Here is a 23,832-nt window from a genome sequence, read left to right as displayed (position 1 = left end):
CATGTACATCCATTCCGAACTCGACCTTATCGTCCACGGCGGCATGCTGATCGACGGGACGCGTGCGCCCCGCACGCGAGCCGACATCGGTATCAGAAACGGACGAATCGCCGTTATCGGCAACCTCGCTGATTGCAACGCCACCAAACGGCTCGATGCAAGCGGAAAGATCGTCGCGCCAGGCTTCATCGATTCGCATGCTCACGACGACCAGGCGGTGCTTGCGCAGCCGGACATGACGGCCAAGATCTCGCAAGGCGTGACGACCGTCGTCACCGGAAACTGCGGAATCAGCATTGCGCCGTTTCGCGACGATACGCCGCTGCCTGCGCCGCTCAATCTGCTCGATGCCGGCAACAGCGAGCGCTACGCAACGTTTGGCAGCTATCTCGCTGCGCTGCGCAGCGCGCCGTCTGCGGTGAACGTTGCACCGATGGTCGGCCATTCGACATTGCGTGTGCTGACGATGGATGCGCTCGATCGTCCCGCACGCGACTTCGAAATCGCCGCGATGCGCGAACTGCTTGAGGAAGCGCTGGCGGCAGGTGCAATAGGGATATCCACCGGCACGTACTACCCGCCCGCGGCTCACGCACCGACCCAGGAAATCATTGACGTCTGTCGTCCGCTCACCGGAACCGGCGCGGTCTATGCCACGCATATGCGCGACGAAGCGGACGGGTCGATGGAATCTCTCGAAGAGAGCTTCCTGATTGGGCGCGAACTGGGCTGCCCGGTCATTATTTCGCATCACAAACTGTTGCGGGCGTCGAATCACGGCAAGTCGGCCGTGACGCTGCCGCGTATCCGGCAGGCGATGCGCTGCCAGTGCGTGGCGCTGGACTGTTATCCGTATAACGCCAGTTCCACGATGTTGCATAGCGACCCCGCGAAGCTCCGCGAACGTATCGTGATCAGTTCGAGCGAGCCGCATCCTGAGCAGGCTGGCCGGGAACTCGGCGAGATTGCTGCAGGGTGGGGCGTCTCCAGGGAAGAAGCGGCCGCGCGGCTCCAACCCGCGAACGCGATCTACTTCGGCATGGACGAGGGCGACGTGCGCGCGATCCTCGCCTTCGATGAAACGATGATCGGCTCGGACGGCCTCGCCGTCGGCGCGCGGCCGCATCCACGTCTGTGGGGTACATTCCCGCGCATTCTCGGGCACTACAGTCGCGATCTGCGTCTGTTCGATCTCGAGACGGCGGTATGGAAAATGACGGGTCTGACAGCCAGGAATTTCGGACTCAGTGGGCGCGGCACGTTGGCGGTGGGCAATCATGCCGACGTCGTCGTGTTCGATCCCGAGACGATTCGCGACGTCGCCAGTTACGAAAGACCGATCCAGGCGGCCGAGGGCATCGAGGCCGTGATCGTGAACGGTGTGCTGACATGGCGCGATGGCCTGCATGCCGGCGCGCGCGCCGGGCAGGTCATCACGCGCAGGGTGTGCGCTTCATGAAAGTCCTCGTGATAGGCGCTGGCGTCATCGGTTTATCGACCGCTTACTACCTGCAGACCGATGGCCACGACGTGACCGTCGTCGACAGCAACAGCGGCGTCGGCACGATGGCGAGCTACGCCAACGGCGGGCAGCTGTCGTACAGCTACGTGGCGCCGCTCGCCGGACCCGGCGTGCTCGGCAAATTGCCGGCGTGGCTGTTGCGCGCCGACTCGCCGGTGCGCTTCAGCCCGGCGCTCGATCCGGATCAATGGCGGTGGTGTCTGAGCTTCGTGCGCGCGTGCAGCCAACGGCAAAGCGACCTGACGACGCGCCGTCTGCTGGGCCTGGCGATGTTCAGCCGCGCACTGATGCATGAGTTCGTTGCCCGCGAACCGGATATCGCCTTCGACTATGCGAATAGCGGCAAACTGGTGCTTCATCGCGACTTTGCTTCATTCGACAAGGCACGCCGACTGCTCGACTACCAGCGAACACTGGGCTGTGAGCAGCAGGCCATGACCGCAGATGAATGCGTAGACGCAGAACCGGCCCTGGCGCATATGGGCAGGCATCTGGCGGGCGGCATCTATACGGCAAGCGAGGACAGCGGCGACTGCTATCGCTTCTGCGTCGGTCTTGAACGGCGTTTGCGGCGCGAAGGTGTGCGGTTTCGCTTCGCCACGCAAATTGACGCTCTTCGCGAAGATGGCTCGGGCCGGATCGGCGCTTTCGCCGCAGGGGAAATGCTGGACACCGAGCACATCATGGTGGCGGCGGGAACGGCCAGTGTTGCGCTGCTGCGGCCGCTGCGCATCCGGGCGCCGCTCTATCCGCTGAAGGGTTACAGCCTGACCGTGAAGGTAAGAAACCAGGCTGCGGCGCCGTCGATCAGCGTGACCGATTTCCAGCGCAAGATCGTGTATGCCCGTCTTGGCGACCGGTTGAGAATCGCCGGCATGGCTGATCTGAATGGGCAGCGGGCAACCATTGATCCATCGCGTGTGGCCACGTTGAGAACTGAGGTGGAGGCGGCGTTTCCCGAGGCCGGCCACTACGCATCAACTGAACCGTGGGCCGGTCTGCGGCCCGCGACCCCTACGGGCACGCCGATACTCGGGCGCACGCGATATCGGAACCTGTGGTTGAACGTCGGTCATGGCGCGTTGGGCTTTACGCTGGCGCTCGGCAGCGGTAAAGGGGTGGCCGACAGAATTGCCGGCCGGGAACGCAAGTCTGCTGCGGACGAGTTTTTGTTGTGAACGAATGACTTCGACGAGCAGGACGGTGCTTACCGCAATCCAGGTCCTCACCCTGTGGGTGCCAGGAAGAGAGTCGCCTGCAACGGGCGAAGATCACGCGTATCGCCATTTCAGCCGGGTGGCTGGCCCGGCACGTGTGCCCAGCTGGCCAGCACGCGTGCACCGTCCGGGCCCGCTGTTGTCGTGTGCGAAGCATAGGCGGGCGACTGGAAGGACTCGCCCGCGTGCACGACGCGTGTCGGTTGGCCGTCCACCTGCACGGTTACTACCCGCTGAAATATTACCTACGAACGGGAACATAACGTTTTCATCGGTGCAGTCGCCTGCGTGGACGCCGCTCGCGATGAGCTAAACGATGCCATGGCGTGCGCGGTCCATTGTCGACACGGCCTCTTTCAGCAGCGCGCGCAACCACGTGAGACCCGGATCCGACGTGCGATGCTTGTGCCATTGAACGGACTGTTCCATCGTGGGCACGGCGACCGGTACGTCGCGCAGCACGATGGGCAGGCTGCGCGAAGCCACTTCGGCAAGCCGCCGGTGCATGGTGGCGATGCGGTTCGTGCCGATGAGCAGATGCGGGGGCGAGAAGAAGCTGTACGTGCTTGCCTCCACACGTCGCACGACGCCAAGCCGCTGCATGAACCAGGCTTCGAGCGCGGTCTGCCCCTCGCCTACCTGCACGACGATATGCCCGGCCCCCATGTAACGCTCATTCGTCATCTCCCCCTTTGCGAGTGGACTGTGTTCCCACACGACACAGCAGAACGTTTCCTCCAGCAGCACCTCGGCCGGATGCTCGGTCGAGCAATACTCCTTGGGGATGATGAGCAGGTCCGCTTCGCCGCGCTCCAGCACGCGGTGCGGATAGGCGACCTGCGGGCGCAGATCGAAACGGATGCCGGGTGCCTGCTCGTAGGCGAGCCTGAACAGGTGCGGAATCAGCGTCGTCATCGTGTAGTCGGACACGAACAGCCTGAACAGTCGATTGGCCTGCGCGGGCACGAATTCGGGCTGCGCTGCCACCGTCGCATCGACACGCACGAGGATGTCGCGCACGGCGTCCTTGAGTGCCTCGGCACGCGGCGTGGGCTCCATCTTGCGACCCACCTGCACGAGCAGTTCATCGTCGAAGTATTCGCGTAACCGCGCAAGCGCGTTGCTCGTGGCTGACTGGCTCAGGTGGATTTTCTCGGCGGCGCGGCTGATGTTCTGCTCGCTCAAGAGCGCGTCGAGCGCGACAAGCAGGTTGAGGTCGAGCTTGTTGAACCGCATGCGTGCTGTCTCCGTGCTTCTATTCTTGTCGCGGTGTGAGGGCGGCACCAGGGTTTTGCCTGAGAGTATTCACACCATCGATATCGCGCATGGATTGAATCCATTTCTCCAATACGTCCGGCTATCTTAACCTACGTCACATCTCGACGCGATCACGCATGCATTGCATCGGGAGGCCAGCGTCAGGGCACTTTCAGCGTGCACGTACCGCGCGTACGTGCACTGTGCACACCACGCTTTCCACTACTAAAGAGACGCCGCGCGGCACGAGCGCCGCGCAGGTTGAGGAGACAGCATGTTGAAGAATCCGGTCGCAAGGGCCATCGGCTGCGCCGTGTTGGCCGTCGTTTCGATGAACGAAGCGCAGGCATTCGAAGGCGGCGTTTCGCCGTATCCCGCGGGCGCGGTGGCCACGAATTTCGCCAATCTTCCGCCCATTCCGGGTCTGTTTGCGCTGGAGCAGTTCAATTACAGCTTTGCGAACGGGCTCTACGGCAATGACGGCAAGAAGCTGCCCATCCCGTTTCATTCGTCGGTGTTTTCCGAGACCACGCGTCTGCTCGTGGCGTATCCGTTTCATTTGCTGGGCGCGAACGTCTACTCGCAGCTCGTCATTCCGGTCGTCTCGCTGCATACCAGCGTAGCGGGGCAATCGGGCACGCAGAACGGTCTTTCCAACATCACGCTGACACCGGTGCTGGTGCAATGGAACGTGTCGCAAAACCTTGCGATTGCGTCAGGCATCGACGTCGCGTTCGAGACGGGTTCCTACAGCCCCGTGAAGGCGAGCGTGGCGGTGGGCTACACGTCGGTGCAGCCGGTCTTCTCCATTCGCTACAACGTGCCCAACGGCATCGACATCGGCATTGCCAACCGCCTGCTGCTCAACGCAAAGAATGGCACGACGAACTATCGCTCCGGCGACGGCTATGTCGGCGAGTTCGAGGCCGGCTGGAACTTTGGCCCGTGGAAGCTCGGCGTGGTGGGCGCGTATCTGAATCAGTTCAGCGACGACAAGGCAAATGGCGTGAACGTGGGCAACCGCATGCGCACGTTCGGCATCGGCCCCTCGCTCGTCTACGACGCGAGAAGCTGGAACATCAACCTCAATTATCAGCAGGGCGTGTATGCCGCGAATACGTCGAAGAGCAACAACGTGTGGCTGAACATCGCCATTCCCCTGTGGCCGGGCTTCGGGCGCAAGGGCTAGGCACGCTCACGCGCGCCATCGCAGGCAATACGTCATTTCAACGAAGGTAATCCGTATGTTTCGCTACTTTCCTACCAACTACGTCTGGAATCTGTCTGTCGATCTCGCCATCGAAATGGGCGCGCGCATGGGCGAAATCGAGGACATGTGCGCGCCGCTGCAGGAAGCCTCGCGGCAGCCCGATGCGGAAGGCACGCGCGCGTTTCGCGAAGCCTGGGTCAAGACGGCCGACCGCCTGTGCGACCTGGCGTGTGAAGACGAAGCGCAAGGCCGGCAGCTCTCCGCGGGCGAGAAATACCGGCGTGCCGCGATGTATCTCATCACGGCCGAGCGCATGCTCGCGCACGATGCGCCCGGGCGCATCGACCTGTACCGCCGTTCGCTCGATACGTTCGACCGGGCCATCGCGCTGACGGGCGAAAACTGCGAGCGCGTTGCCATTCCATACGGCAACGGGCACCTCTCCGGTCTGCTCGTGAAGGCGGAGCAGGCCGATGGCGCGCAAAGCCCGCTGCTCGTGCAGGTGAACGGGCTCGATTCCACGAAGGAGATGAAGTACCTCGTGGGCTTGCCGGCATGGCTCGCGCGGCGCGGTGTGTCGTCGCTCGTCGTCGATCAGCCCGGCACGGGCGAAGCGCTGCGGCTTCATGGCCTGCATGCGGTCTACAACAGCGAGGTCTGGGCGAGCCCCATCGTGGACTGGCTCGAAACGCGCGACGACGTGGACGCGAAGCGGATCGGCATGGAGGGCGTCTCGCTTGGCGGCTACTACTGTCCGCGCGCGGTCGCCTTCGAGCCGCGCTTCGCGTGCGGCGTGGTGTGGGGTGCCAATCACGACTGGCGCGACGTGCAGAAGAAACGCCTGCAGCGCGAAGGCAACTTCCCCGTGCCGCATTACTGGAAGCACGTGTGCTGGGTCTGGGGCGCCAAAGACATCGACGACTTCATGCGCATTGCCGAAAACGTGCATCTCGACGGCGTGGTCGAGCGCATCAAGGTGCCGTTCCTCGTGACGCACGGCTCGAAGGACTCGCAGATCCCGGTGGCCTGGGCGCATCGCACCTACGAGCAGCTCGTGAACAGCCCGAAGCGCGAACTGAAGATCTTCACCGAACGCGAAGGCGGCGTGCAGCACTCGAGCTTCGATAACTCCATCAACGCGGGGCACTTCATTGCCGACTGGGTTGCCGAAACGCTCGGCGGACGCACCGCACGCTGATCCACTTTTTTTAGAACGCCTATCTCATGAACATCATCGGACTCGATACGCTGGTCTTCGGCGTGGACGACGTTGCCGCCTGCGGCCAATATCTGATCGACTACGGCCTGTTGCCGGTGCGCCGCGACGCAACGGGCGGGCGCTTCGAAGCGCTCGACGGCACGGGCATCGAAATCGCGCATCGCGACGATGCGCGCCTCGCGCCCTCGCTCGGCACAGCGAGCATGCTGCGCAAGACGGTCTACGGTGTGGCCGATGCCGCGACGCTTGATGCGATTGCCGGCGAACTGCGTCGCGACCGCGAAGTGCGCACGCTTGCCGACGGCTCGATCGAATCGGTGGACGACATGGGCTTTGCCATCGGCTTTCAGGTCACGAGGCGCCGTCCGCTTGCGCTGCCCGCCGAGCCCGTGAACGCGCCTGGCGCGCCGGCGCTGCGCGCGCCGAACGTGGTCGGCGTGCGCGACGATGCCGCGCTTACACCGCGTACGCTTTCGCACGTCGTCTACTTCGTGCCGGACGCCGCGCGCGCCGAGGCGTTCTACGTCAAGCGGCTCGGCTTTCGCTGCACGGACCGCTTCACGGGCGTTGGCCCTTTCCTGCAACCGGCCGGCACGCTCGACCATCACACGCTGTTCATGATCGAGACGCCGCCGTTCATGAAGGGCTGCGAACACTTTACGTTTCATATGGGCGGCCCCACCGAGGTGCTTCAGGCAGGCACGCGTTTCGTCGCGAAGGGATACCAGTCGTTCTGGGGCCCGGGGCGTCACCGCTTCGGCTCCAACTGGTTCTGGTACTTCAACAGCCCGTTCGGCTGCCACGTGGAGTACGACGCCGACATGGACCTGCACGATACGGCGTGGACCGCGCGCGAGGCGCCCCTGGGCGCGGATACGTCGCAGCTCTTTCTGTTCCAGCATCGCGAGAACTGGGCGCCGGGCGCGGCGCCGCCGCCCGCCGTCAAGGCGGATTGACCGGACACTGCCATGTCAGGCCCATTGCTTCTGGTGCGCCTCGCAAGCGTCGCGGATCTGCCCGATCCCGGCGCGCGCGGCTTCGATCCGGACGGCACGGGGCGCGACACGCTCTTCGTCGTGCGCCGCGGCGAGGCGCTGCACGCGTGGCGCGACGCATGCCCGCATTTCGGCGACACGCCGATGGCCTGGCGCAAAGACGCCTATCTGAACGGCGACGCCACACGCATCGTCTGCCATGCGCACGGGGCGCAGTTCGACATGGCGAGCGGCGTGTGCCTGCTCGGCCCGTGCCTCGGCCAGCGGCTGATTCCTGTGCCGATAGAAGTGACCCGCGACGGCGAGATCATGCTGATCCGGCACGAGACATGACTCATCACATAACACCCAAGGAGACACCCAGATGACCACCCCTATCCAGCGCGTCCTCGTCATCGGCGGAGGCTTCTCCGGCATGGCTACGGCGATTCAGTGCGCGAAGCTCGGCATGACGGTCGATCTCGTGGAGATCGACGAGGGCTGGCGCTCGTATGGCGCGGGCATCAGCATCGGCGGCCCGACGCTGCGTGCGTTGCGCACCGTGGGCGTGCTCGACGCCTTCTTCGAACGCGGCTACGGCGGCGACGGCGTGAACCTGTTCACCGCCGCGGGCCAGCCGATCGGCACGTTGCCCACGCCGCGCGTAGCGGGCGACGATGTGCCCGGCGGCGCGGCCATCATGCGTCCCGCGCTGGCCGAGATTCTCGCCAATGCGACGCGTGCGGCCGGCGTGCACGTGCGGCTCGGCTGCACGTTCTCGCAAATCGCGCAGCGCGAAGATGGTGTGGACGTGATCTTCACCGACGGCACACGAAACAGCTACGACCTCGTAGTAGGCGCCGACGGCCTCTACTCGACGGTGCGGGCCGCCGTGTTCCCGGATGCGCCAAAGCCGCGCTACACGGGCCAGGGCGTGTGGCGCGCGGTCGTGCCGCGTCCGGCGGAGATCGTCTGCGCGACGATGTGGCTCGGGCAGAAGGTGAAGGCCGGCGTCAATCCCGTTTCGCAGGAAGAGATGTACGTCTTCGTCACCGAAGACCGGCCGACGAACGAGCACATCGATCCCGCCCACTGGCCGCGCATGCTCTCGGATCTGCTGGCGTCGTTCGGCGCGCCGCTGGTGCAGTCCATCCGCGCGCAGCTCGGGCCGCAGTCGCGCTGCAACTATCGTCCGCTGGAAAGCCTGCTGCTGCCGCAGCCGTGGTTCAACGCACGCGTGGTGCTGGTGGGCGACGCGGTACACGCCACCACGCCGCATATGGCATCGGGCGCGGGCATCGGCATAGAAGACGGCATCGTGCTGGCCGAGGAACTGGGGCGCGGCGCGACAGTGCAGGCGGCATTGCAGGCTTTTCAGGCACGGCGCTGGGAGCGCTGCCGCATGGTGGTGGAAAACTCGGGGCGCCTTGGCGAGATCGAGATTACCGGCGGCGACAAGGCCGAACACACCCGCATCATGCGCGAGACGCACCAGCGTCTCGCGCAGCCGATCTGACGACGGGAGGCGCGATGGAAACGAACCTTTCTGCGACACACGCGGCGCATGCCGCGCACGTCGACCTCCCGGGCGGCACCGATGCGGACACGGATTCAGCAGCCCGGTTGCGCACATCCGGCATTGTTGTCCTGATGGTCTCGCACTGTGCCGGCATGGTCGATCTGGTTGCCTTGCCGGTATGGGTGGGCACCTTGATCGGCGCATACCGGCTCGATGCAGAGCAGGCCGGGCTGCTCGCCACGCTTTTTCTGGCGGGCGCCGTGGTGGCCAGCCTGTTCTTCTCGCCGCGCCTGAACCGTCTGCCGGCGCGCGTCATGGCGACGCTCGGCTTCGGCGTGGCGACGCTCGCGTTTGTCGGCGTCGTGTCGATAGACGGCTATGCGGCGATGGCGGTTCTACACGCGGTGGCCGGTATCGCCGTGGGATGCGGCTTGAGCTTTACGCACGGCACGATTGGACGCAGCCGCCATCCGCATCGCCTGTTCGCTATTGCGGGGCTAGCGCTGGGTGTGTTCGCGATCGCGTTTCTGGGCGCGACGCCTGCCTTGATCGCGCAACACGGCGGTCCCACGCTGTTTCGCGTCTTCGCGGGCGTCATGGGTGTGGCGACGGTGGCCTGCGCGCTGGCGTTTCCGTCCGTTCGCGCGCAACGCAGCACGACGACGGTGGCCGAGCCGCGCTTCGAGCGCGCGGTCTGGTTCGGCATGGTGGGCGTGGGATGCATGGGGCTCACGCAGTCGATGCTCTTCAGCTTCGTGCAGCGCATCGGGCTCGACCACGGCTTCGGCTTCGGCGCCGTGACGGGCACGCTGATCGCGCTCGGCCTCGTCAACCTGTTTCCGGCGCCTGTGGCGGGGTTGCTCGAACGGCGCATTGCCGGCCGCAGGGTGGTGCAGGCCGGCCCCATCGTGCAGGCTGCGCTGGCGTTGATCATCACGCAGAGCGCGACCTTCGGGCCGTATGCAGCAGCCACCTCGGTCTTTGCCGCCGTGATGATCTTCACCCACACCTTCGCCTTCGGCATGCTCGCCCGCATCGACCGTACTGGACGCGCCGTTGCCGCGACGCCGGCCATGCTGATGACGGGCGCCGCGATCGGGCCGCTTCTGGGCGGCACGCTCGTCAAGCACTCGGGCTACGGCAGCCTGGGCGTTGCGGCGGTCGTGATGGCGGTGGCGGCGGTGTTCTGCTTTTCGCGGCTCGAGAGCCGTCCTGATTCGCAAGGAGTCAAGGCATGAAGCCTGTTCGCCGGTTTGTCGATCTCTCCATCTATCTGGAGAACGATGTGCTGTCTGATCCGCCGCCGCTCGCGCCGAAGATCTCGTACCAGAAGCACGCAGACACGTTGCCCGAGTTCATGGCCATGCTGCCGGGCACGAAGCCCGAGGATTACCCCGACGGCGAGGCTGCCGCCGCGGAATGGGTCACGCTCACCACGCACAGCGGCACGCATCTGGACGCGCCCTGGCATTTCCATTCGACCATGGACGCGATGCTCGGCGAGGCGCGGCCGTCCATCACGATCGACGAGGTGCCGCTGGAGTGGTGTTTCCAGCCCGGCGTGAAGCTCGATTTCCGCCATTTCCCGGACGGCTACGTCGCGAGCGCCGCCGATGTCGAGGCCGAGCTGGTACGTATCGGCCACACGTTGCAGCCGCTCGACATCGTCGTCGTGAACACGCGGGCCGGCTCGCGCTATGGGCACGGCGATTACGTGAACGCAGGCTGCGGCATGGGCTACGAGGCGACGCTGTATCTGCTGGAGCGTGGCGTGCGTCTGACGGGCACCGACGCCTGGAGTTGGGACGCGCCGTTCTCCTATACCGCGAAGAAGATTGCGCAGACGGGCGATACGTCGCTGATCTGGGAAGGGCACAAGGCCGGACGCGACATCGGCTATTGCCATCTGGAGAAACTGCACAACCTCGAAGCGCTGCCGCCCACCGGCTTCACGATCAGCTGCTTTCCGCACAAGATTCGCGGCGCTTCGGCGGGCTGGACGCGTGCCGTCGCGATTTTCGATCAACCCAATGCGGAGCCCGCGGCATGAGCTTTCCCACCATTCGCCGCGTCGTGACCGGCCATGACGCCAACGGCCGGGCGATCGTCGTGTCCGATGGGCCGTTGCCTAACGTTGCAGAGATTGCCGCGATTCCCGGCACGGTGTTCCACGAAGTCTGGAGCACGTCGGAAAGTCCGGCTGCGGTGAACAACGGCTCCGATCCCACCGTCGGCGCGCTCATGTTGCCGCCGCCCAGCCAGGGCACGCGCATGCGCTTCGTCGACATTCCGCCCGACACGCCGGAGTTTCTCGCGCACGGCGCCGCGAACATGCATGCCGCGTTCAGCCAGATAGGCGATGCCGATGCGTCCACCGTCCAGGCCGATTCGCCGCATCCGCTCATGCATCGCACGGAGTCGATCGACTATGGCGTCGTGATGGAAGGCGAGATGACGTTGATTCTGGACGATGCCGAGGTCGCGTTGAAGCCGGGCAGCGTGGTGATTCAGCGTGGGACCAACCATGCCTGGGCGAATCGTTCGGGGCGTATGTGCCGGATGCTGTTCGTATTGATCGACGGCGTCTACGACCCGGCCATTGCCGCCGCGCTCGCGAGCAGGGCGCAAGGGGAGACGCAATGAAATTCAGTTCGTTACCCGATGGCGTGGATGGCGCCGACGGCCGCCTGCTGCTCGTGTCGCGCGACCTTCGTTATGCGGTGGAGGCCACGCCGATTGCGCCGACGTTGCTCGATGCGCTGCAACGTTGGGACGCAGTCGCGCCGCTTCTCGAGGCACGTTACGACGCGCTCAATGCCGGCGCCTTGCCCGAGGCGCGCCCGTTCGATCCGCGGGCCTGCGCCGCGCCGTTGCCGCGCAGCCCTCAATGGTGCGACGGCTCGGCGTTCCTGAACCACGGTCGCCTGATGGAACAGGCGTTCAATACGCCGCCCATTCCCGAGTTCGATACGGTGCCGGTCATGTACCAGGGCGCGAGCGACGACTTTCTTGGGCCGCATCAGGACGTGCCTTTGCCTGACGAAGACCACGGCATCGACTTCGAAGGCGAGTTCGGCGTGGTGGTGGCGAACGTGCCGATGGGCGTGTCGCCTCGCGATGCGCTTCGGCACGTCCGCCTCGTCGTGCAGCTCAACGACTGGAGCCTGCGCGCGTTCGGGCCACGCGAGATGAAGAGCGGCTTCGGGTTTCTGCAGGCCAAGCCCTCCACGAGCTTTGCGCCCGTCGCGGTCACGCCGGACGAACTGGGCGAGCATTGGCACGACGGCCGCGTGCATCTGCGTTTGCATGTGGACTGGAACGATCGCTGGTTCGGGTATCCGCATGGCGGTGAAATGAACTTCGGTTTCGGCGACCTCATCGCGCATGCCGCGCGCACGCGCAGGCTGTCGGCGGGGACGATCGTCGGCTCCGGTACGGTGTCGAACGTGGACCGCCACGCAGGGTCCGCATGCATTGCCGAGCGGCGCGTGATCGAAATGATCGACGAAGGGAAGGCGCGCACGCCGTTCATGCAGTTTGGCGACCGGGTTCGCATGACGGCTCGCGACGACGCGGGCGGCGCGCCGTTTGGGTCGATCGACCAGCAGGTGGTGCGTGCGCTTGGCGGCGCAGAAGAGGTCGCGAATGAGGTCGCAACCCAGGCGCCGCGATCATGAGAGTGCTTGTTACGGGAGCGGGCGGGTTCGTCGGGACCGCGCTCGTCCACCGGCTGCTGCGCGAAGGCATCGCGCAGCGCGGCGATGTGTCGGAACTCGTGCTGATCGATCGGCAGATGGGGCTGGCGCAAGGCGATGCTCGCGTTACCGCGGTTGCCGGCGATTTCGGCAGCCCGCAGGTGCTCGAACCGCTCCTGGCCAAACCGGTGGACGTCGTCTTTCATCTGGCAAGCGTGCCGGGCGCGCAGGCGGAAGCCGAACCGGCCGTGGGCGACAGCGTGAATCTGTGGGGCATGCTCGCGCTGTTCGAACGTCTCGCGAAGCAGGCGGCGCAGTACGAAGGACGGGCGGCGCGCGTCGTCTACGCGAGCAGCGTCGCGGTGTTAGGCGAACCGTTGCCTTGCTCCGTCGATGAGCACACAGCGCCACAACCGACCATCAGCTACGGCACGCACAAGCTCGTCGGCGAACTGCTCCTCGCTGACTGGACGCGCCGCGGCATGCTCGACGGCCGCTCGCTGCGTCTGCCGGGCATCGTGGCGCGGCCGGAGTTGTCGTCGGGGCATGGGTCGGCGTTCATGAGCCAGCTTTTTCGCATGGCGCAGCGCGGCGAGGCCTATACGTGCCCCGTTTCGCCCGCGGCCACCGTATGGTGGATGTCGCGAAGATGCTGCGTCGACAACCTGCTGCACGCCGCACGCATGCCGGCGGCGCATCTGCATGCCGGGCGAGTCTGGACGCCTCCGGTATTGCATCTGTCCGTGGGCCAGATCGTGGAGGCCTTGCGCCGGCGTTTCGGCGCGTTCGAGATCGACTACGCGCCCGTGGAGCGCATCGAACAGCGCTTCGGAAGGCAACCGCCACTCACGGACGGCCGCGCGCTCGCGGCCGGTTTCAAGGACGATGGCACGATCGACGCGCTCGTAGAGGCCGCGCTCGAGGGGGAAGACGGAACCCTGAAATAGATGAGTGTTTGTGTTGACGCGACCGAACGTTAGATTCAGCGCCACTCAGCAAAGGGTGCGGGCTTTATGGGTCGCGGCGCGACCTGGGTCGGGTTAAATAGCGCTGCCCTGGCCTGGAAGTGGATATGCCGCACGCCTCATATCCCGTTGCCACCGTTCAGGGTCGTACAGTCACGTCTGCTCTCTACCGTGCTGTTGCTGATCACCGGGGAACGCGATCCCGGTCATGGAAGTGTTGCATCCAATGCGGAAACGGCATTGGCGTCGCAGAGACCTCATCGAGGCGTGTGAGCTGTTCAGGGGTCAGCAGAAGGTTTTGCGCATCGAGATTTTCCGCGAGTTGCTCCGGCGTTCGAGCTCCGACGATGACAGAAGTCATCTGCTCGCGCGCGAGTAGCCACGCCAGTGCGACTTGCGCTGGCGTAGTCGCCAGTTCGTTGGCCACTTCACGCAATACTTCAAGGATTGGCGCGGCCCTGACTGCATCAACGGGCGGAAAGTCGAGTTTCGCACGGCGCCCCGCAGTCTCACGCGTCGGTCCGTACTTGCCGCTCAGGTAACCGCCTGCGAGCGGGCTCCAGACCAGCAGGCCCAGCTTGTTTGCCGCAGCGACAGGCATGACTTCGTGCTCGACGTCGCGGCTCGTCAGCGAGTAGTGAACCTGATTGCTCGCAAGAGGTATGCGATCTGTGCGGGTCGTTATGCCGAACGCCCGCTCGATATCAGCAGCGCTGAAATTGCACACGCCGATGTGACGCACCTTGCCCTGTGTAACCAGGTCATCAAGAACACGAAGCGTTTCATCGAGCGGCACAAGTAAGTCGCGATCGTGCAGTTGGAACAGGTCGATGTGATCGCGGCCGATTCTCTTCAGACTTGTCTCCACCGTGCGCATGATGTGCGAGCGGCCCAACCCCACGTCGTTATGGCCGGAGCCGGTGCGCAGCCGGACCTTGGTCGCGACGAGCATCCGGCTTTCGTCGAGGCCCAGCGCGCGTAGAACCTCCCCCACAACTTCTTCGGAGCGGCCCTGTGAGTAAGCGTCCGCCGTGTCGATCAGGTTGACGCCGCGCTCCACGGCCATCGCGACAAGCCGGGCGGCCTGAGCGCTGTCCAGTCCGGCAATGTCGCTCCAGACGCCTGAGCCGGCCCCGAACGTCATTGCGCCCAGGCTCAGCCGTGAGACGCGCAGGCCGGTTCTACCCAGTGTGCTGTATTCCATCGTGTATTCCTTGTGTGTACGGCAATGAGATGCAATGGCCTGTCCACGCGCAGTTGCCCGCGTCGGCCCATCGGCTCCGTTCAGACGGAACGTGACACAAGCTCGCCCAGAACCGTATCAAGCTCGACATCACCGCGGACTATTTCGTCAGGATTGCTCTCGAAATCGATCCAACCTTCGTTGAACCCATCCAGCATGCGCATCCGTGGCAGCGGATATTTCATGCCCTGCGAGCGGAACAGCGCTTCCCAGGTCTGCCTGTCGACCACCTCGGCGCGGACGGGGCGACCGAGCACGCGAGCGAATGTCGACGCGAGATCGTTGGGCGATACCCGGCGCGGGCCTTCGAGCTCGACGACGCGTACGCCGCTCCACGTCTGCTGGAGAAGTTCGGCCGCAACTCGCCCGACGTCTGCGGTGCCAACCATCGGTACGGGCTTGTCGAGCGGCTGCAGGTAACTGGCGATAACACCGTCGTCACGCGCGGACGCGACGTCCCATGCCGCGTTTTCCATGAACCAGCCCGGCCGCAGGAAGGTCACCGGCATTGGCATCTCGCGCAACGCCTGCTCCATCAACGTGCGCTGCGTGAGCAAATTGCTTTCGTGCGCTTGAGCCCCGATCGTCGACAGGCAAACCACTTTTTCGGGTCGTGCCTTCACGATCGCCGTCGACACGGCGTCGATCACCGCCCGCGCCTCGGGAAATCCAGGCTCCGGATCGAACTCGGAAGGAGGCAGGATGAAAACACCCTTTGCGCCTTCGAACGCAGCGGTGAGCGACGAAGCGTCTTCCATGCGAGCCGTCGCGAGTTCGCAGCCGCGTTCTGCCCATGCTCCCGCTCGTGTGACGTCGCGCACGACGCCACGCACCGGTTGACCTGCCGCGAGAAGCCGGCGGGCAACTGCGCCGCCGACCTTGCCCGTGATTCCCGTAATCGCAAACATTGCTCGTTCTCCTTACATGGGTAAATAAAGGTGGCGCCTCGCCGAAGCAGCGGCCGCGAGGCGCTCAGGCGCGCGGCAAACCGTCGTAAAACGCCCGCTCGAATTGCCCGTAGAGATTCACCACGCGGGCATCGTAGAAAGGCAGCATCTGTGTAAAAAGCGATCCGGCGACGCGCTTGACGGGATCCACCCAGAAGTACGTGTTCAGCAGCCCGGCCCAGCTCACGCTGCCCGCACTGCGTCCGTGTGGTCCGGGCTGGGTGTTGATGTCAAACGACAATCCCCACTTGTGCGCCGCGCCCGGAAACTGATCGAAGCTGTTCGACCACGACGGTTGGGCCGTCTCCATTTCGGTAACCTGCAGATCACCGATGTGGTTGCGAAACATCATCGCGACAGTGTCGGCACGCAGCACGCGGTCGCCGCGATACGTGCCGCCGTTCAACAGCATCTGCAGGAACGCCATGTAGTCGCGCGGCGTACTGAACAGTCCACCACCGCCCATGAAGAACTCGGGGCGCTGGTTGATCTCGAACGGCTCGGGCACCAGTAACCCGTCTGCCTGACGCCTGTGCATGGTGGCGACGCGCTGTTTTTGCGCACTGCCGATCAGGAAGCCCGTGTTACGCATGCCCAGCGGTTCGAAGATGTGCTCGCGGAAGTAGACCTCCAGCGACTGGTCCGTCACCGCTTCGACCAGCTTGCCGATCCAGTCCATGCCGATGCCGTACTCCCAGCGTTCGCCGGGCTCGAACTCGAGCGGCGCCGCGAATGCGCCGTTCATCGAGCAGCCGATGTCGGGCATGCCCGTCGCCTTCTCGTATTGGCTCAGCCTGTCGCTCCAGATGCTGTATGTGAAGCCGGAGGTATGCGTCAGCAGGTGACGCACCGTGATCGCGTTACGCGCGGGGCGCAGCTTCGGCTGTCCTGAAGCGTCGAACCCCTCGAGAATCCGGGGCGCCTTCAACTGCGGGAGGATCTCACCAGCAGGCTGATCCAGTCGCAGCTTGCCGTGTTCGACGAGTTGCATGCACGCGGTGGCGGTAATCGCCTTGGTCATCGACAGGAGCCAGAAGATGGTGTCAGGGCCGATGCTCTCCCGACCATGAATATTCGCCCGACCGCGCGCTCCCTCGTACACGATCCCGCGTTCCGTCGCACCCATGGCGACAACACCGGCTACCGTGCCATCGTCGACGGCCCCTTGCAGGCATTGATCGATCGATGTGCAGGCCGGGTGATGGATCAGCGCCGCGTCCCCTGTCGAACGGCGTGGCGCCGCCTGTGCATGACGGCTTGCGAACCCGCCAAGCGTCGCGACGGCCAGCAGGCTCGACGCCCCTTTCAAAAGATGACGCCGATTCAGTCGAGCAGTCATTTTGCGTTCCTCTCCGAATGAATGATGTTTCGGTGAGGCGCATTCTGCGGAAATGCCGCTCGAAACCAAATGACATGGATGGCATTAGATAAGTGACATTGGGTCACTAATGAGGCATGGTTACAACCTGTATGCGGCGTGGCCGTCCGGTGCGATGATGCTGGGCTGTTCTTAAGCCGATCGCTTGCTATCCATCACCCGTAGTACGCGTGAGACCATGAAATCCAGTAGCGAGAAGTTGTCCGGCGGCATTAGCGTGTTCGCTGCGGTAGTCGATGCAGGGACCTTTGCGGCCGCTTCGGAAGTCTTAGGCATGTCGCCGCCAGGCGTCAGTCGGGCGATTGCGAGGCTGGAGAAGAAATTGAAGATCCGGCTCTTCAACCGAACGACACGGTCCGTCTCCCTGACAGAAGAGGGCCGCCGCTTTTACGAGCAGGTCATGCCCCACCTCGCAGGACTGGAGGAAGCAGCCGCTGCCGCGGCAGGTGGCGCGTCGGCTGTGCGCGGAAAGCTGAGAGTCAATCTGGATCCCGTTTTCTACCGGATCATTCTCGGGCAACGGCTTGATGAGTTCATGGACGCGCACCCCGAGCTCGAAATCGAGTTCATTGCGCGAGATAGTCTGGGCGACCTCGTCATGGACGGCTTCGACCTCGCGCTACGATTCGGCGAGCCCAGGACATCCACCCTGATCGCGCGAAAACTGCTCGATAGCGGCATTGTGACGGTCGCGGCGCCGTCGTATATCGCCCGTTGGGGATGCCCTGCCAAACCGGAAGAACTCGAAAGCGGCCACCACAGATGTCTTGAATTTCGTAATCCGCAGACGGGCAAGCCGTTCCCGTGGGAATTCCATCGCAGGCGAAAACGCATCCTGGTCGACACCCGAGGTCGCCTCACGGTCAACGATCCTGGCGCGCTTCTCAATGCATGTCTCGCCGGCTCAGGAATTGCACAGATGCTGCTGCTTGGCGCCGAGCATCTGATTGCCGAGGGCCGCCTGGTCAATCTGTTTCCGGAATGGACGGACGAGCGGTATCCCTTTTACGCCTACTACCCGTCGCGGCATCATCTGCCGGCAAAGACGAGGGCTTTTCTCGACTTTGTTATCGAGCTGACCAGCGATAACTGCCGCATCGGCACGAGCTAGTGCTGCTGCGGCCTGCTGCGGCGACTTGGCGAGGCGAGGTAAGTCGGCCGGTTACCGATCGTCAGCGGTCGTCCATGTTTATGCCGCGAACGTCGACTGTTGGCAGCTACCGCCCGAGCAAAGAGCGCGACGAACATCGCCGGGCGGCCGCGCGACGCGACAGGCATAACACGACCCTGAGCCGCTGGTCGCTCGATCATGATTTTCGCGTCGGGTAATGAAATACACCGGTCATTCGACCGCAGGGCCGAAATCTAAAAAATCACGGAACGCGATGTCATGATGGCCGCGCCCTGATCAAACGACGCGTCAAACGAGGCCATGTGTTGGAAGAAACCATCGCTGCTTTCCTCCGACCAGTCGATTAGCCCGCGAGTGTTTCAAGCTGGCAGCTCCAAACTTAAAAGAGCTAACACTGCCTGGCGCCGTGCGATCGAGGCGACGTTGGCATTGCGGTACTGCTGCGCCTGAGCATCGTTTTAGGTGCGAGATAGCGTAAACCCTGGCTCATAATTCCCATTGAATGGGAATCGCATTTTTGTCCAGCGGGAGCGACGTGGCATTCTGCGTCATCGGAATCGCATCTCTTCGGGCAAAACTCAACGTGAAACAGGAATCCAGCGTCATCGGCGCCGAGCGCCTGCTGCTCGTACTTGCTGCGCTCGCGAGCCACGGCAAGGCCATGTCCGTGAAGGACATGCTCGGCGTGACCGGCCTCGCGCAAAGCACGCTCTATCGCCAAATCGCGCTGCTTAAGCGCTGGGGCTTCGTGACGGAAGACGCGGGCTGCTATGCCCCTGGTCCTGTGAGCCTGCAGCTCGCACTCGGCTTCGACATCAATTCGATGCTGGTCGAAGCGAGCCGCGACGGCATGGCGGAACTCTCGCGCGCGACGCAGGAGAGCGTCGGGCTCATCATCGCCGTGAACGACCAGGTGATCTGCCTCGAGATGGTCGAGAGCACGCACTCGCTGCGTTGCTCGTTCGAAAAAGGCCGCGCGGTGCCGTTGCGCGCAGGTGCGTCCGCTAAGTCGCTGCTCGCCTTCATGGCGCAGAAAACGCGCAACGAAACACTGGAGCGCCAGTTCGCCGGCGACGACGCGGCGCGGGCCGCCCTCGAAACGGAGCTCGAGCGCATTCGCGCGCGCGGTTACGCCATGAGCGACAGCGAAGTCGATCCCGGCGTCTGGGGCGTGAGTGCGCCCGTGTTCCGGCGCATGTCGCGCGGCGCGGGCGCGAGCGCATCGATCACGCTGATGGCCCCGTCCTCGCGCGCCGCGGGCCGCGAACAACAACTCGCCGACTGGACCGTGCGCACGGCCAACAGCATCTCCACCCGACTGCAATCTGCCTGAACCTCACCCAACGACGACCACACACTCTGGAGCCCACACCATGAAACTGAAAAGCCTTCTTTCCGCTGCAACCCTTGGCATGGCGCTGATGACCGCGATCTCGCCCGGCACGGCGTCCGCGCAGGATTCGAACGTGCTCAATGTCGCGACCGACGCCACTTTCCCGCCGATGGAATTCGTCGACAAAGGCCAGCGCACCGGCTTCGACATCGACATCATGAACGCGCTGGCCAAGACTATGGGCAAGCAGGTGCAGTGGACCGACATCGACTTCAAGGGGCTGATTCCGGGTCTCGTGGCGCGCCGTTTCGACGCAGCAATCTCAGCCATCTACATCACGCCGGAGCGCGCGCAGGTTGTCGACTTCACGCAGCCGTACTTCGCGGGCGGTCTCTCCGCGCTGGTCAAGGCAGACTCGCCGATCAAGACCCTCGCCGATCTCAACGGCAAGAAAGTAAGCGTGCAGGTCGGCACGAAGTCAGTCAATTTCCTGCGTGACAACTATCCGCAGGTGCAGCGAGTGGAGGTGGAAAAGAACCAGGAGATGTTTGATCTCGTTGGTATCGGCCGCGCCGATGCCGCCGTCACTGGCAAGCCCGCCGCGTATCAGTTTGTGCGCACGCGCCCCGGTTTCCGCGTGCTCGACAAGGAGTTGACGACCGAAGCGTACGGCATCGCGGTGCGCAAGGACGAACCGCAACTACGAGACCAGATGAACGCCGCGCTCGCGAAGATCAAGACGGACGGCACCTACGACGCCATCGTGAAGAAGTGGTTCGGCACGAGTGCCAGCACTGCGGCGAACGCCAAGTAATCCGGCGGACCTGACTCATGCAACTCGACTTCACGCCGGCGTTCGCCGGTTGGGCCGACATCGCGCACGGCGCGCTGGTCACAGTTGAAGTGACCGCCGCCGCGCTCGTGCTCTCGTGCCTGCTCGGCCTCCTGATTGGCATCGGCCGGCTCTATCCGCAACGGCGGCTCGTCTACGGCTTTTGCACCGGCTACCTGATCTTCTTCCGCGGCACACCGCTGCTCGTGCAGCTGTTCCTGCTGTTCTTTGGCCTGCCGCAGTTCAACATCCTGCTCCCCGCGTTCGTCTGCGGCATGCTCGGGCTCGGGTTGTATTCGGCGGCCTACGTCTCGGAGATCGTGCGTGGCGCGATTCAGTCCGTGGATCGAGGACAGATGGAAGCGGCGCGCTCCATCGGCATGTCGTCGGGACAGGCCATGCGCGCGATCATTCTGCCGCAGGCCATCGTGCGCATGATTCCCCCGCTCGGCAACGAGTTCATCGCGCTGATCAAGAACTCGGCCCTGGTGTCGCTACTGACGATTGACGACCTCATGCACGAAGGCCAGAAAATCATCAGCGTGTCCTACCGGTCGCTCGAAGTGTATATCGTGATCGCGCTCGTGTATCTCGTGCTCACGCAGGCGACCAACTTCATTCTTCATCGCGTCGAGCGGCGGCTGCGCGCAGGAGGCATGGTGCAATGAGCAGCGTTCAACCAATCGTCAGCATTCGTGAACTCACGAAGTCGTTCGGCGCGCATCGCGTATTGAACGGCATCGACTTCGACATCCAGCCGAGCCAGGTCGTGGTCGTGATCGGGCCGAGCGGTTCCGGCAAGAGCACGTTCCTGCGCTGCTGCAACGGGCTGGAGCAGCCCGAGCGCGGCACGATCGATATTTGCGGCCACCGGCTCGTCGATCACGGCACTGTGCTAAAGGAACGCTCGCTCAACGCACTGCGCACCGAAGTCGGTATGGTGTTCCAGTCGTTCAATCTGTTCCCGCACCTTTCGGTGTTGCACAACATAACGGTGGGTCCGCGAATGCTGCGCGGCACTTCGAAAGCCGATGCAGAGGCCGCCGCGCTCGCCTTGCTTAAGAAGGTGGGCCTTGAGCACAAGGCGCATGCAATGCCCGCCAGCCTTTCGGGCGGCCAAAAGCAGCGCGTCGCCATCGCGCGGGCTCTGGCAATGCAGCCGCGCGTCATGCTCTTCGACGAACCGACTTCGGCGCTCGACCCCGAGCTCGTGGGCGAAGTGCTGCAGGTGATGAAGCTGCTCGCCTCCGAAGGCATGACCATGCTCGTCGTCACGCACGAGATGGGCTTCGCGAAGGAAGTGGCGGACGTCGTGGTCGTGATGGACGGCGGTGAGATCGTCGAAGCGGGGCCGCCCGCGCAGATTTTCTCGACGCCCACGCAACCCCGCACGCGCTCTTTCCTGCAGGCGGTGCTGTCGCGCGCATGAACCCGACTTTGATACGCGGCGCCGCGCTCGCGGCGGCGCCGTGGAAGAACGGCGGCGGCCTCACGCGCGAAGTCGCGTCTTGTGCGCACGCCTGGCGCGTGAGCATCGCCGATATCGATTGCGACGGGCCGTTCTCGCGCTTCGAAGGCGTCGATCGCCTGTTGATGGTTCTCGACGGCGCAGGGATGACGCTCCGCGGCGTAGGTGTCCTGGGTGCGTTCGACGTTGCTCGCTTCACCGGCGAGGCGCCGGTGACGGCGCACCTCGCAAACGGCCCGGTGCGGGTGTTTAACCTGATGACGTACCGCGGCGCGCGCGTCGGTCGACATCGTGCGCGCGCCTGGGCGCCGGACCTTCGCCGCTGACACGGCGCTGCTGCTTTGCGCTCAGGGATCGGTCGAGGTGCGGGCCGGCCCGGCGTGCATTGCGCTGACGCCACTCGACACGCTGCGCATCGACCGGGCGAATCCCGTCGAGATCGCCATACAAGGAGACGGCGTGCTGGTGTGCACGTCGCTGGATACGGAAGCCAACTCTTGAATTCATCTCCGAAATCGCTCTTTGCAGCGCATGCGCTGCTGCCGGACGGCTGGCGCACCAACGTACTGATCGAGTGGAACGACGCGGGTACGCTCATCGCAGTTACGCCCGACACGACCCCCGCGCCGGCGGATGCCGTGCGCGCAGCGGGGCCGGTCATTCCGGGCATGCCGAACCTGCATTCGCATGCGTTTCAGCGCGCCATGGCCGGCCTCACGGAATACCGCGCCAATCCCACGGACAGCTTCTGGAGCTGGCGCGACCTGATGTACCGCTTCGCCGCACGCATCACGCCCGAGACGCTCGGTGCGATAGCGCGCTGGCTGTATGTCGAGATGCTCAAGGCGGGCTATACGTCCGTCTGTGAGTTCCACTACGTGCACCACGCGCAGGACGGCGGCCGTCACGCGCATCCGGCCGAACTCGCACAGCGTGTCGTGGATGCCGCCTGCGAAACCGGCATCGGTATGACGATGCTGCCGGTGCTCTATCAGTACAGCGGTTTCGGCGCACGACCGCCGCGCGCTGACCAGCGCCGCTTCATCAACGCGACCGACGCCTTTCTGGAGCTTCTCGGCACGCTGCGCGCCGCGCGTCCGGAGCATGGCGCGCTGCGTTACGGAATCGCGCCGCACTCGCTGCGCGCTGTATCGGGCGATTCATTACGCGCCGCGCTCGAGGGACTCGACGCAATGTCGCCCGGCGCGCCAGTGCATATCCACATTGCCGAGCAGACCGCGGAGGTCGATGACTGCGTTGCGGCGCTCGGCGCTCGGCCCGTGCAATGGCTGCTCGAACATTTCGATGTCGGCGCGCGCTGGTGTCTCGTGCATGCGACGCACGTCGACGAACGCGAAACGCTCGCGCTCGCGAAGAGCGGCGCGATTGCAGGCCTGTGCCTTACGACCGAAGCGAATCTTGGCGACGGCCTGTTCCCCGCAAGCGACTATCTCGATGCAGGAGGCGCATTCGGCGTCGGCTCGGATAGCCATATCGGCGTGGACTGGCGCGCGGAACTGCGCCTGCTCGAATATGGCCAGCGGCTGGCGCGGCGTCAGCGCAACGTGCTGGCCTCGCCGCAGGCATCGCATGTCGCCGACCGTCTGTTCCAGGGCGCGCTTGCGGGCGGCGCACGTGCGACCGGCCGCGCGGCCGGCGCCCTCAAGCAGGGCGCGCGAGCGGACTGGATCGTGCTCGATCCTGACCATCCCGATCTCGCGGAGCAGACCAGCGCGACGTGGCTGTCGTCCACCGTCTTCTGCGAGCACGGCGAAACACCGGTGCGCGACGTCTTCGTCGGCGGCGAGCGCGTGATCCACGAGCGCCGTCATCGCGACGAAACCAGGCTTTACGCGGACTATCGCCGGGCGTTGGCGCAGCTTCTCGCCGACGCCTGAGCGCAACCGTCAACCGATCCCGG

The 23,832-nt window shown here is 64.4% G+C and carries 22 protein-coding genes and 1 pseudogene; 19 read left to right on the top strand and 4 right to left on the bottom strand.

The features are described 5' to 3' along the window. Position 1: 1 nt before the first annotated feature. Entirely contained in the window at positions 2–1,459 is a 1,458-nt protein-coding gene (locus PXJ20_RS24945) for an N-acyl-D-amino-acid deacylase family protein (protein WP_421031770.1), read from the top strand. Further along, the gene (locus PXJ20_RS24940) at positions 1,456–2,700 is read left to right on the top strand and encodes a D-amino acid dehydrogenase (RefSeq protein WP_421031771.1); all 1,245 of its coding nucleotides are present in this window, start codon (positions 1,456–1,458) and stop codon (positions 2,698–2,700) included. Before PXJ20_RS24945 ends, PXJ20_RS24940 begins: the two co-directional genes overlap by 4 nt. 348 nt (positions 2,701–3,048) lie before the next feature. On the opposite strand, the gene PXJ20_RS24935 is transcribed toward PXJ20_RS24940, so the two are convergent. After that, positions 3,049–3,975: a LysR family transcriptional regulator gene (locus tag PXJ20_RS24935; protein ID WP_421031772.1), complete on the bottom strand. Its 927-nt coding sequence runs from the start codon at positions 3,973–3,975 to the stop codon at positions 3,049–3,051. 295 nt (positions 3,976–4,270) lie between these two features. On the opposite strand from PXJ20_RS24935, the gene PXJ20_RS24930 reads away from it, so the two are divergent. From PXJ20_RS24930 to PXJ20_RS24885, 10 genes are read left to right on the top strand one after another with little or no spacing between them, the layout of a single operon-like run. Then, the gene (locus PXJ20_RS24930; RefSeq protein WP_017774860.1) at positions 4,271–5,185 is read left to right on the top strand and encodes a SphA family protein; all 915 of its coding nucleotides are present in this window, start codon (positions 4,271–4,273) and stop codon (positions 5,183–5,185) included. Between the two features lie 55 nt (positions 5,186–5,240). Further along, positions 5,241–6,404, top strand: coding sequence for an alpha/beta hydrolase family protein (locus PXJ20_RS24925; protein ID WP_421031773.1), 1,164 nt, complete (start codon positions 5,241–5,243; stop codon positions 6,402–6,404). A gap of 26 nt (positions 6,405–6,430) precedes the next feature. Next, entirely contained in the window at positions 6,431–7,381 is a 951-nt protein-coding gene (locus PXJ20_RS24920; protein WP_277598770.1) for a VOC family protein, read from the top strand. A 12-nt stretch (positions 7,382–7,393) separates the two neighbouring features. Further along, positions 7,394–7,753, top strand: coding sequence for a Rieske (2Fe-2S) protein (locus PXJ20_RS24915; protein WP_413215532.1), 360 nt, complete (start codon positions 7,394–7,396; stop codon positions 7,751–7,753). 31 nt (positions 7,754–7,784) lie between these two features. Next, entirely contained in the window at positions 7,785–8,915 is a 1,131-nt protein-coding gene (locus PXJ20_RS24910) for an FAD-dependent oxidoreductase (RefSeq protein WP_421031774.1), read from the top strand. A 14-nt stretch (positions 8,916–8,929) separates the two neighbouring features. Continuing rightward, positions 8,930–10,156: an MFS transporter gene (locus PXJ20_RS24905; RefSeq protein ID WP_421031775.1), complete on the top strand. Its 1,227-nt coding sequence runs from the start codon at positions 8,930–8,932 to the stop codon at positions 10,154–10,156. After that, positions 10,153–10,968, top strand: coding sequence for a cyclase family protein (locus tag PXJ20_RS24900; RefSeq protein ID WP_421031776.1), 816 nt, complete (start codon positions 10,153–10,155; stop codon positions 10,966–10,968). Before PXJ20_RS24905 ends, PXJ20_RS24900 begins: the two co-directional genes overlap by 4 nt. After that, positions 10,965–11,561, top strand: a complete 597-nt coding sequence (locus PXJ20_RS24895; RefSeq protein WP_421031777.1) for a cupin domain-containing protein — start codon at positions 10,965–10,967, stop codon at positions 11,559–11,561. The genes PXJ20_RS24900 and PXJ20_RS24895 overlap by 4 nt, the downstream gene beginning before the upstream one ends. Beyond that, the gene (locus PXJ20_RS24890) at positions 11,558–12,595 is read left to right on the top strand and encodes a fumarylacetoacetate hydrolase family protein (RefSeq protein ID WP_421031778.1); all 1,038 of its coding nucleotides are present in this window, start codon (positions 11,558–11,560) and stop codon (positions 12,593–12,595) included. Before PXJ20_RS24895 ends, PXJ20_RS24890 begins: the two co-directional genes overlap by 4 nt. Then, complete coding sequence (locus tag PXJ20_RS24885; protein WP_421031779.1) at positions 12,592–13,560, top strand: NAD-dependent epimerase/dehydratase family protein; 969 nt, start codon at positions 12,592–12,594, stop codon at positions 13,558–13,560. The genes PXJ20_RS24890 and PXJ20_RS24885 overlap by 4 nt, the downstream gene beginning before the upstream one ends. A 202-nt stretch (positions 13,561–13,762) precedes the next feature. On the opposite strand, the gene PXJ20_RS24880 is transcribed toward PXJ20_RS24885, so the two are convergent. The 3 genes from PXJ20_RS24880 to PXJ20_RS24870 all read right to left on the bottom strand — a co-directional run bounded on the left by PXJ20_RS24880 (position 13,763) and on the right by PXJ20_RS24870 (position 17,107). Next, positions 13,763–14,782, bottom strand: a complete 1,020-nt coding sequence (locus PXJ20_RS24880) for an aldo/keto reductase (RefSeq protein ID WP_421031780.1) — start codon at positions 14,780–14,782, stop codon at positions 13,763–13,765. An 80-nt stretch (positions 14,783–14,862) separates the two neighbouring features. Then, complete coding sequence (locus PXJ20_RS24875; RefSeq protein ID WP_421031781.1) at positions 14,863–15,729, bottom strand: NmrA family NAD(P)-binding protein; 867 nt, start codon at positions 15,727–15,729, stop codon at positions 14,863–14,865. Positions 15,730–15,793: 64 nt separating this feature from the next. Next, positions 15,794–17,107, bottom strand: coding sequence for a serine hydrolase domain-containing protein (locus PXJ20_RS24870; RefSeq protein ID WP_421032631.1), 1,314 nt, complete (start codon positions 17,105–17,107; stop codon positions 15,794–15,796). 217 nt (positions 17,108–17,324) lie between these two features. On the opposite strand from PXJ20_RS24870, the gene PXJ20_RS24865 reads away from it, so the two are divergent. The 7 genes and pseudogenes from PXJ20_RS24865 (at position 17,325) to PXJ20_RS24835 (ending at position 23,809) form a co-directional block, all read left to right on the top strand. Continuing rightward, positions 17,325–18,257 carry a LysR family transcriptional regulator gene (locus tag PXJ20_RS24865; protein WP_017774873.1) on the top strand — a complete coding sequence of 311 codons (933 nt, stop codon included), beginning with the start codon at positions 17,325–17,327 and terminating at the stop codon, positions 18,255–18,257. Between the two features lie 604 nt (positions 18,258–18,861). Next, complete coding sequence (locus PXJ20_RS24860) at positions 18,862–19,611, top strand: IclR family transcriptional regulator (RefSeq protein ID WP_421031782.1); 750 nt, start codon at positions 18,862–18,864, stop codon at positions 19,609–19,611. A gap of 40 nt (positions 19,612–19,651) precedes the next feature. Further along, complete coding sequence (locus PXJ20_RS24855; RefSeq protein ID WP_277598759.1) at positions 19,652–20,425, top strand: transporter substrate-binding domain-containing protein; 774 nt, start codon at positions 19,652–19,654, stop codon at positions 20,423–20,425. 17 nt (positions 20,426–20,442) lie between these two features. Continuing rightward, complete coding sequence (locus PXJ20_RS24850; RefSeq protein ID WP_017774876.1) at positions 20,443–21,111, top strand: amino acid ABC transporter permease; 669 nt, start codon at positions 20,443–20,445, stop codon at positions 21,109–21,111. Then, on the top strand, positions 21,108–21,872 hold the full coding sequence (locus tag PXJ20_RS24845) for an amino acid ABC transporter ATP-binding protein (RefSeq protein ID WP_017774877.1): 765 nt from the start codon (positions 21,108–21,110) through the stop codon (positions 21,870–21,872). The genes PXJ20_RS24850 and PXJ20_RS24845 overlap by 4 nt, the downstream gene beginning before the upstream one ends. Continuing rightward, positions 21,869–22,412: pseudogene (locus PXJ20_RS24840) on the top strand (HutD family protein). The gene PXJ20_RS24845 and the pseudogene PXJ20_RS24840 overlap by 4 nt, the downstream one beginning before the upstream one ends. Beyond that, entirely contained in the window at positions 22,409–23,809 is a 1,401-nt protein-coding gene (locus tag PXJ20_RS24835) for a formimidoylglutamate deiminase (protein ID WP_421031783.1), read from the top strand. Before PXJ20_RS24840 ends, PXJ20_RS24835 begins: the two are co-directional and overlap by 4 nt. Positions 23,810–23,832 lie beyond the last annotated feature (23 nt).

The organism is Paraburkholderia sp. A1RI_3L, assembly GCF_048957895.1.
Lineage (GTDB): Bacteria > Pseudomonadota > Gammaproteobacteria > Burkholderiales > Burkholderiaceae > Paraburkholderia > Paraburkholderia kururiensis.
This window is presented reverse-complemented; position numbering and strand designations above follow the sequence as displayed.

What these genes read in the sequence shown, in the direction of transcription:
- PXJ20_RS24945 (WP_421031770.1), top strand. Translation starts at nt 2, where the DNA reads ATGTACATCCATTCCGAACTCGACCTTATCGTCCACGGCGGCATGCTG.
- PXJ20_RS24940 (WP_421031771.1), top strand. Translation starts at nt 1,456, where the DNA reads ATGAAAGTCCTCGTGATAGGCGCTGGCGTCATCGGTTTATCGACCGCT.
- PXJ20_RS24935 (WP_421031772.1), bottom strand. Translation starts at nt 3,975, where the DNA reads ATGCGGTTCAACAAGCTCGACCTCAACCTGCTTGTCGCGCTCGACGCG.
- PXJ20_RS24930 (WP_017774860.1), top strand. Translation starts at nt 4,271, where the DNA reads ATGTTGAAGAATCCGGTCGCAAGGGCCATCGGCTGCGCCGTGTTGGCC.
- PXJ20_RS24925 (WP_421031773.1), top strand. Translation starts at nt 5,241, where the DNA reads ATGTTTCGCTACTTTCCTACCAACTACGTCTGGAATCTGTCTGTCGAT.
- PXJ20_RS24920 (WP_277598770.1), top strand. Translation starts at nt 6,431, where the DNA reads ATGAACATCATCGGACTCGATACGCTGGTCTTCGGCGTGGACGACGTT.
- PXJ20_RS24915 (WP_413215532.1), top strand. Translation starts at nt 7,394, where the DNA reads ATGTCAGGCCCATTGCTTCTGGTGCGCCTCGCAAGCGTCGCGGATCTG.
- PXJ20_RS24910 (WP_421031774.1), top strand. Translation starts at nt 7,785, where the DNA reads ATGACCACCCCTATCCAGCGCGTCCTCGTCATCGGCGGAGGCTTCTCC.
- PXJ20_RS24905 (WP_421031775.1), top strand. Translation starts at nt 8,930, where the DNA reads ATGGAAACGAACCTTTCTGCGACACACGCGGCGCATGCCGCGCACGTC.
- PXJ20_RS24900 (WP_421031776.1), top strand. Translation starts at nt 10,153, where the DNA reads ATGAAGCCTGTTCGCCGGTTTGTCGATCTCTCCATCTATCTGGAGAAC.
- PXJ20_RS24895 (WP_421031777.1), top strand. Translation starts at nt 10,965, where the DNA reads ATGAGCTTTCCCACCATTCGCCGCGTCGTGACCGGCCATGACGCCAAC.
- PXJ20_RS24890 (WP_421031778.1), top strand. Translation starts at nt 11,558, where the DNA reads ATGAAATTCAGTTCGTTACCCGATGGCGTGGATGGCGCCGACGGCCGC.
- PXJ20_RS24885 (WP_421031779.1), top strand. Translation starts at nt 12,592, where the DNA reads ATGAGAGTGCTTGTTACGGGAGCGGGCGGGTTCGTCGGGACCGCGCTC.
- PXJ20_RS24880 (WP_421031780.1), bottom strand. Translation starts at nt 14,782, where the DNA reads ATGGAATACAGCACACTGGGTAGAACCGGCCTGCGCGTCTCACGGCTG.
- PXJ20_RS24875 (WP_421031781.1), bottom strand. Translation starts at nt 15,729, where the DNA reads ATGTTTGCGATTACGGGAATCACGGGCAAGGTCGGCGGCGCAGTTGCC.
- PXJ20_RS24870 (WP_421032631.1), bottom strand. Translation starts at nt 17,107, where the DNA reads ATGACTGCTCGACTGAATCGGCGTCATCTTTTGAAAGGGGCGTCGAGC.
- PXJ20_RS24865 (WP_017774873.1), top strand. Translation starts at nt 17,325, where the DNA reads ATGAAATCCAGTAGCGAGAAGTTGTCCGGCGGCATTAGCGTGTTCGCT.
- PXJ20_RS24855 (WP_277598759.1), top strand. Translation starts at nt 19,652, where the DNA reads ATGAAACTGAAAAGCCTTCTTTCCGCTGCAACCCTTGGCATGGCGCTG.
- PXJ20_RS24850 (WP_017774876.1), top strand. Translation starts at nt 20,443, where the DNA reads ATGCAACTCGACTTCACGCCGGCGTTCGCCGGTTGGGCCGACATCGCG.
- PXJ20_RS24845 (WP_017774877.1), top strand. Translation starts at nt 21,108, where the DNA reads ATGAGCAGCGTTCAACCAATCGTCAGCATTCGTGAACTCACGAAGTCG.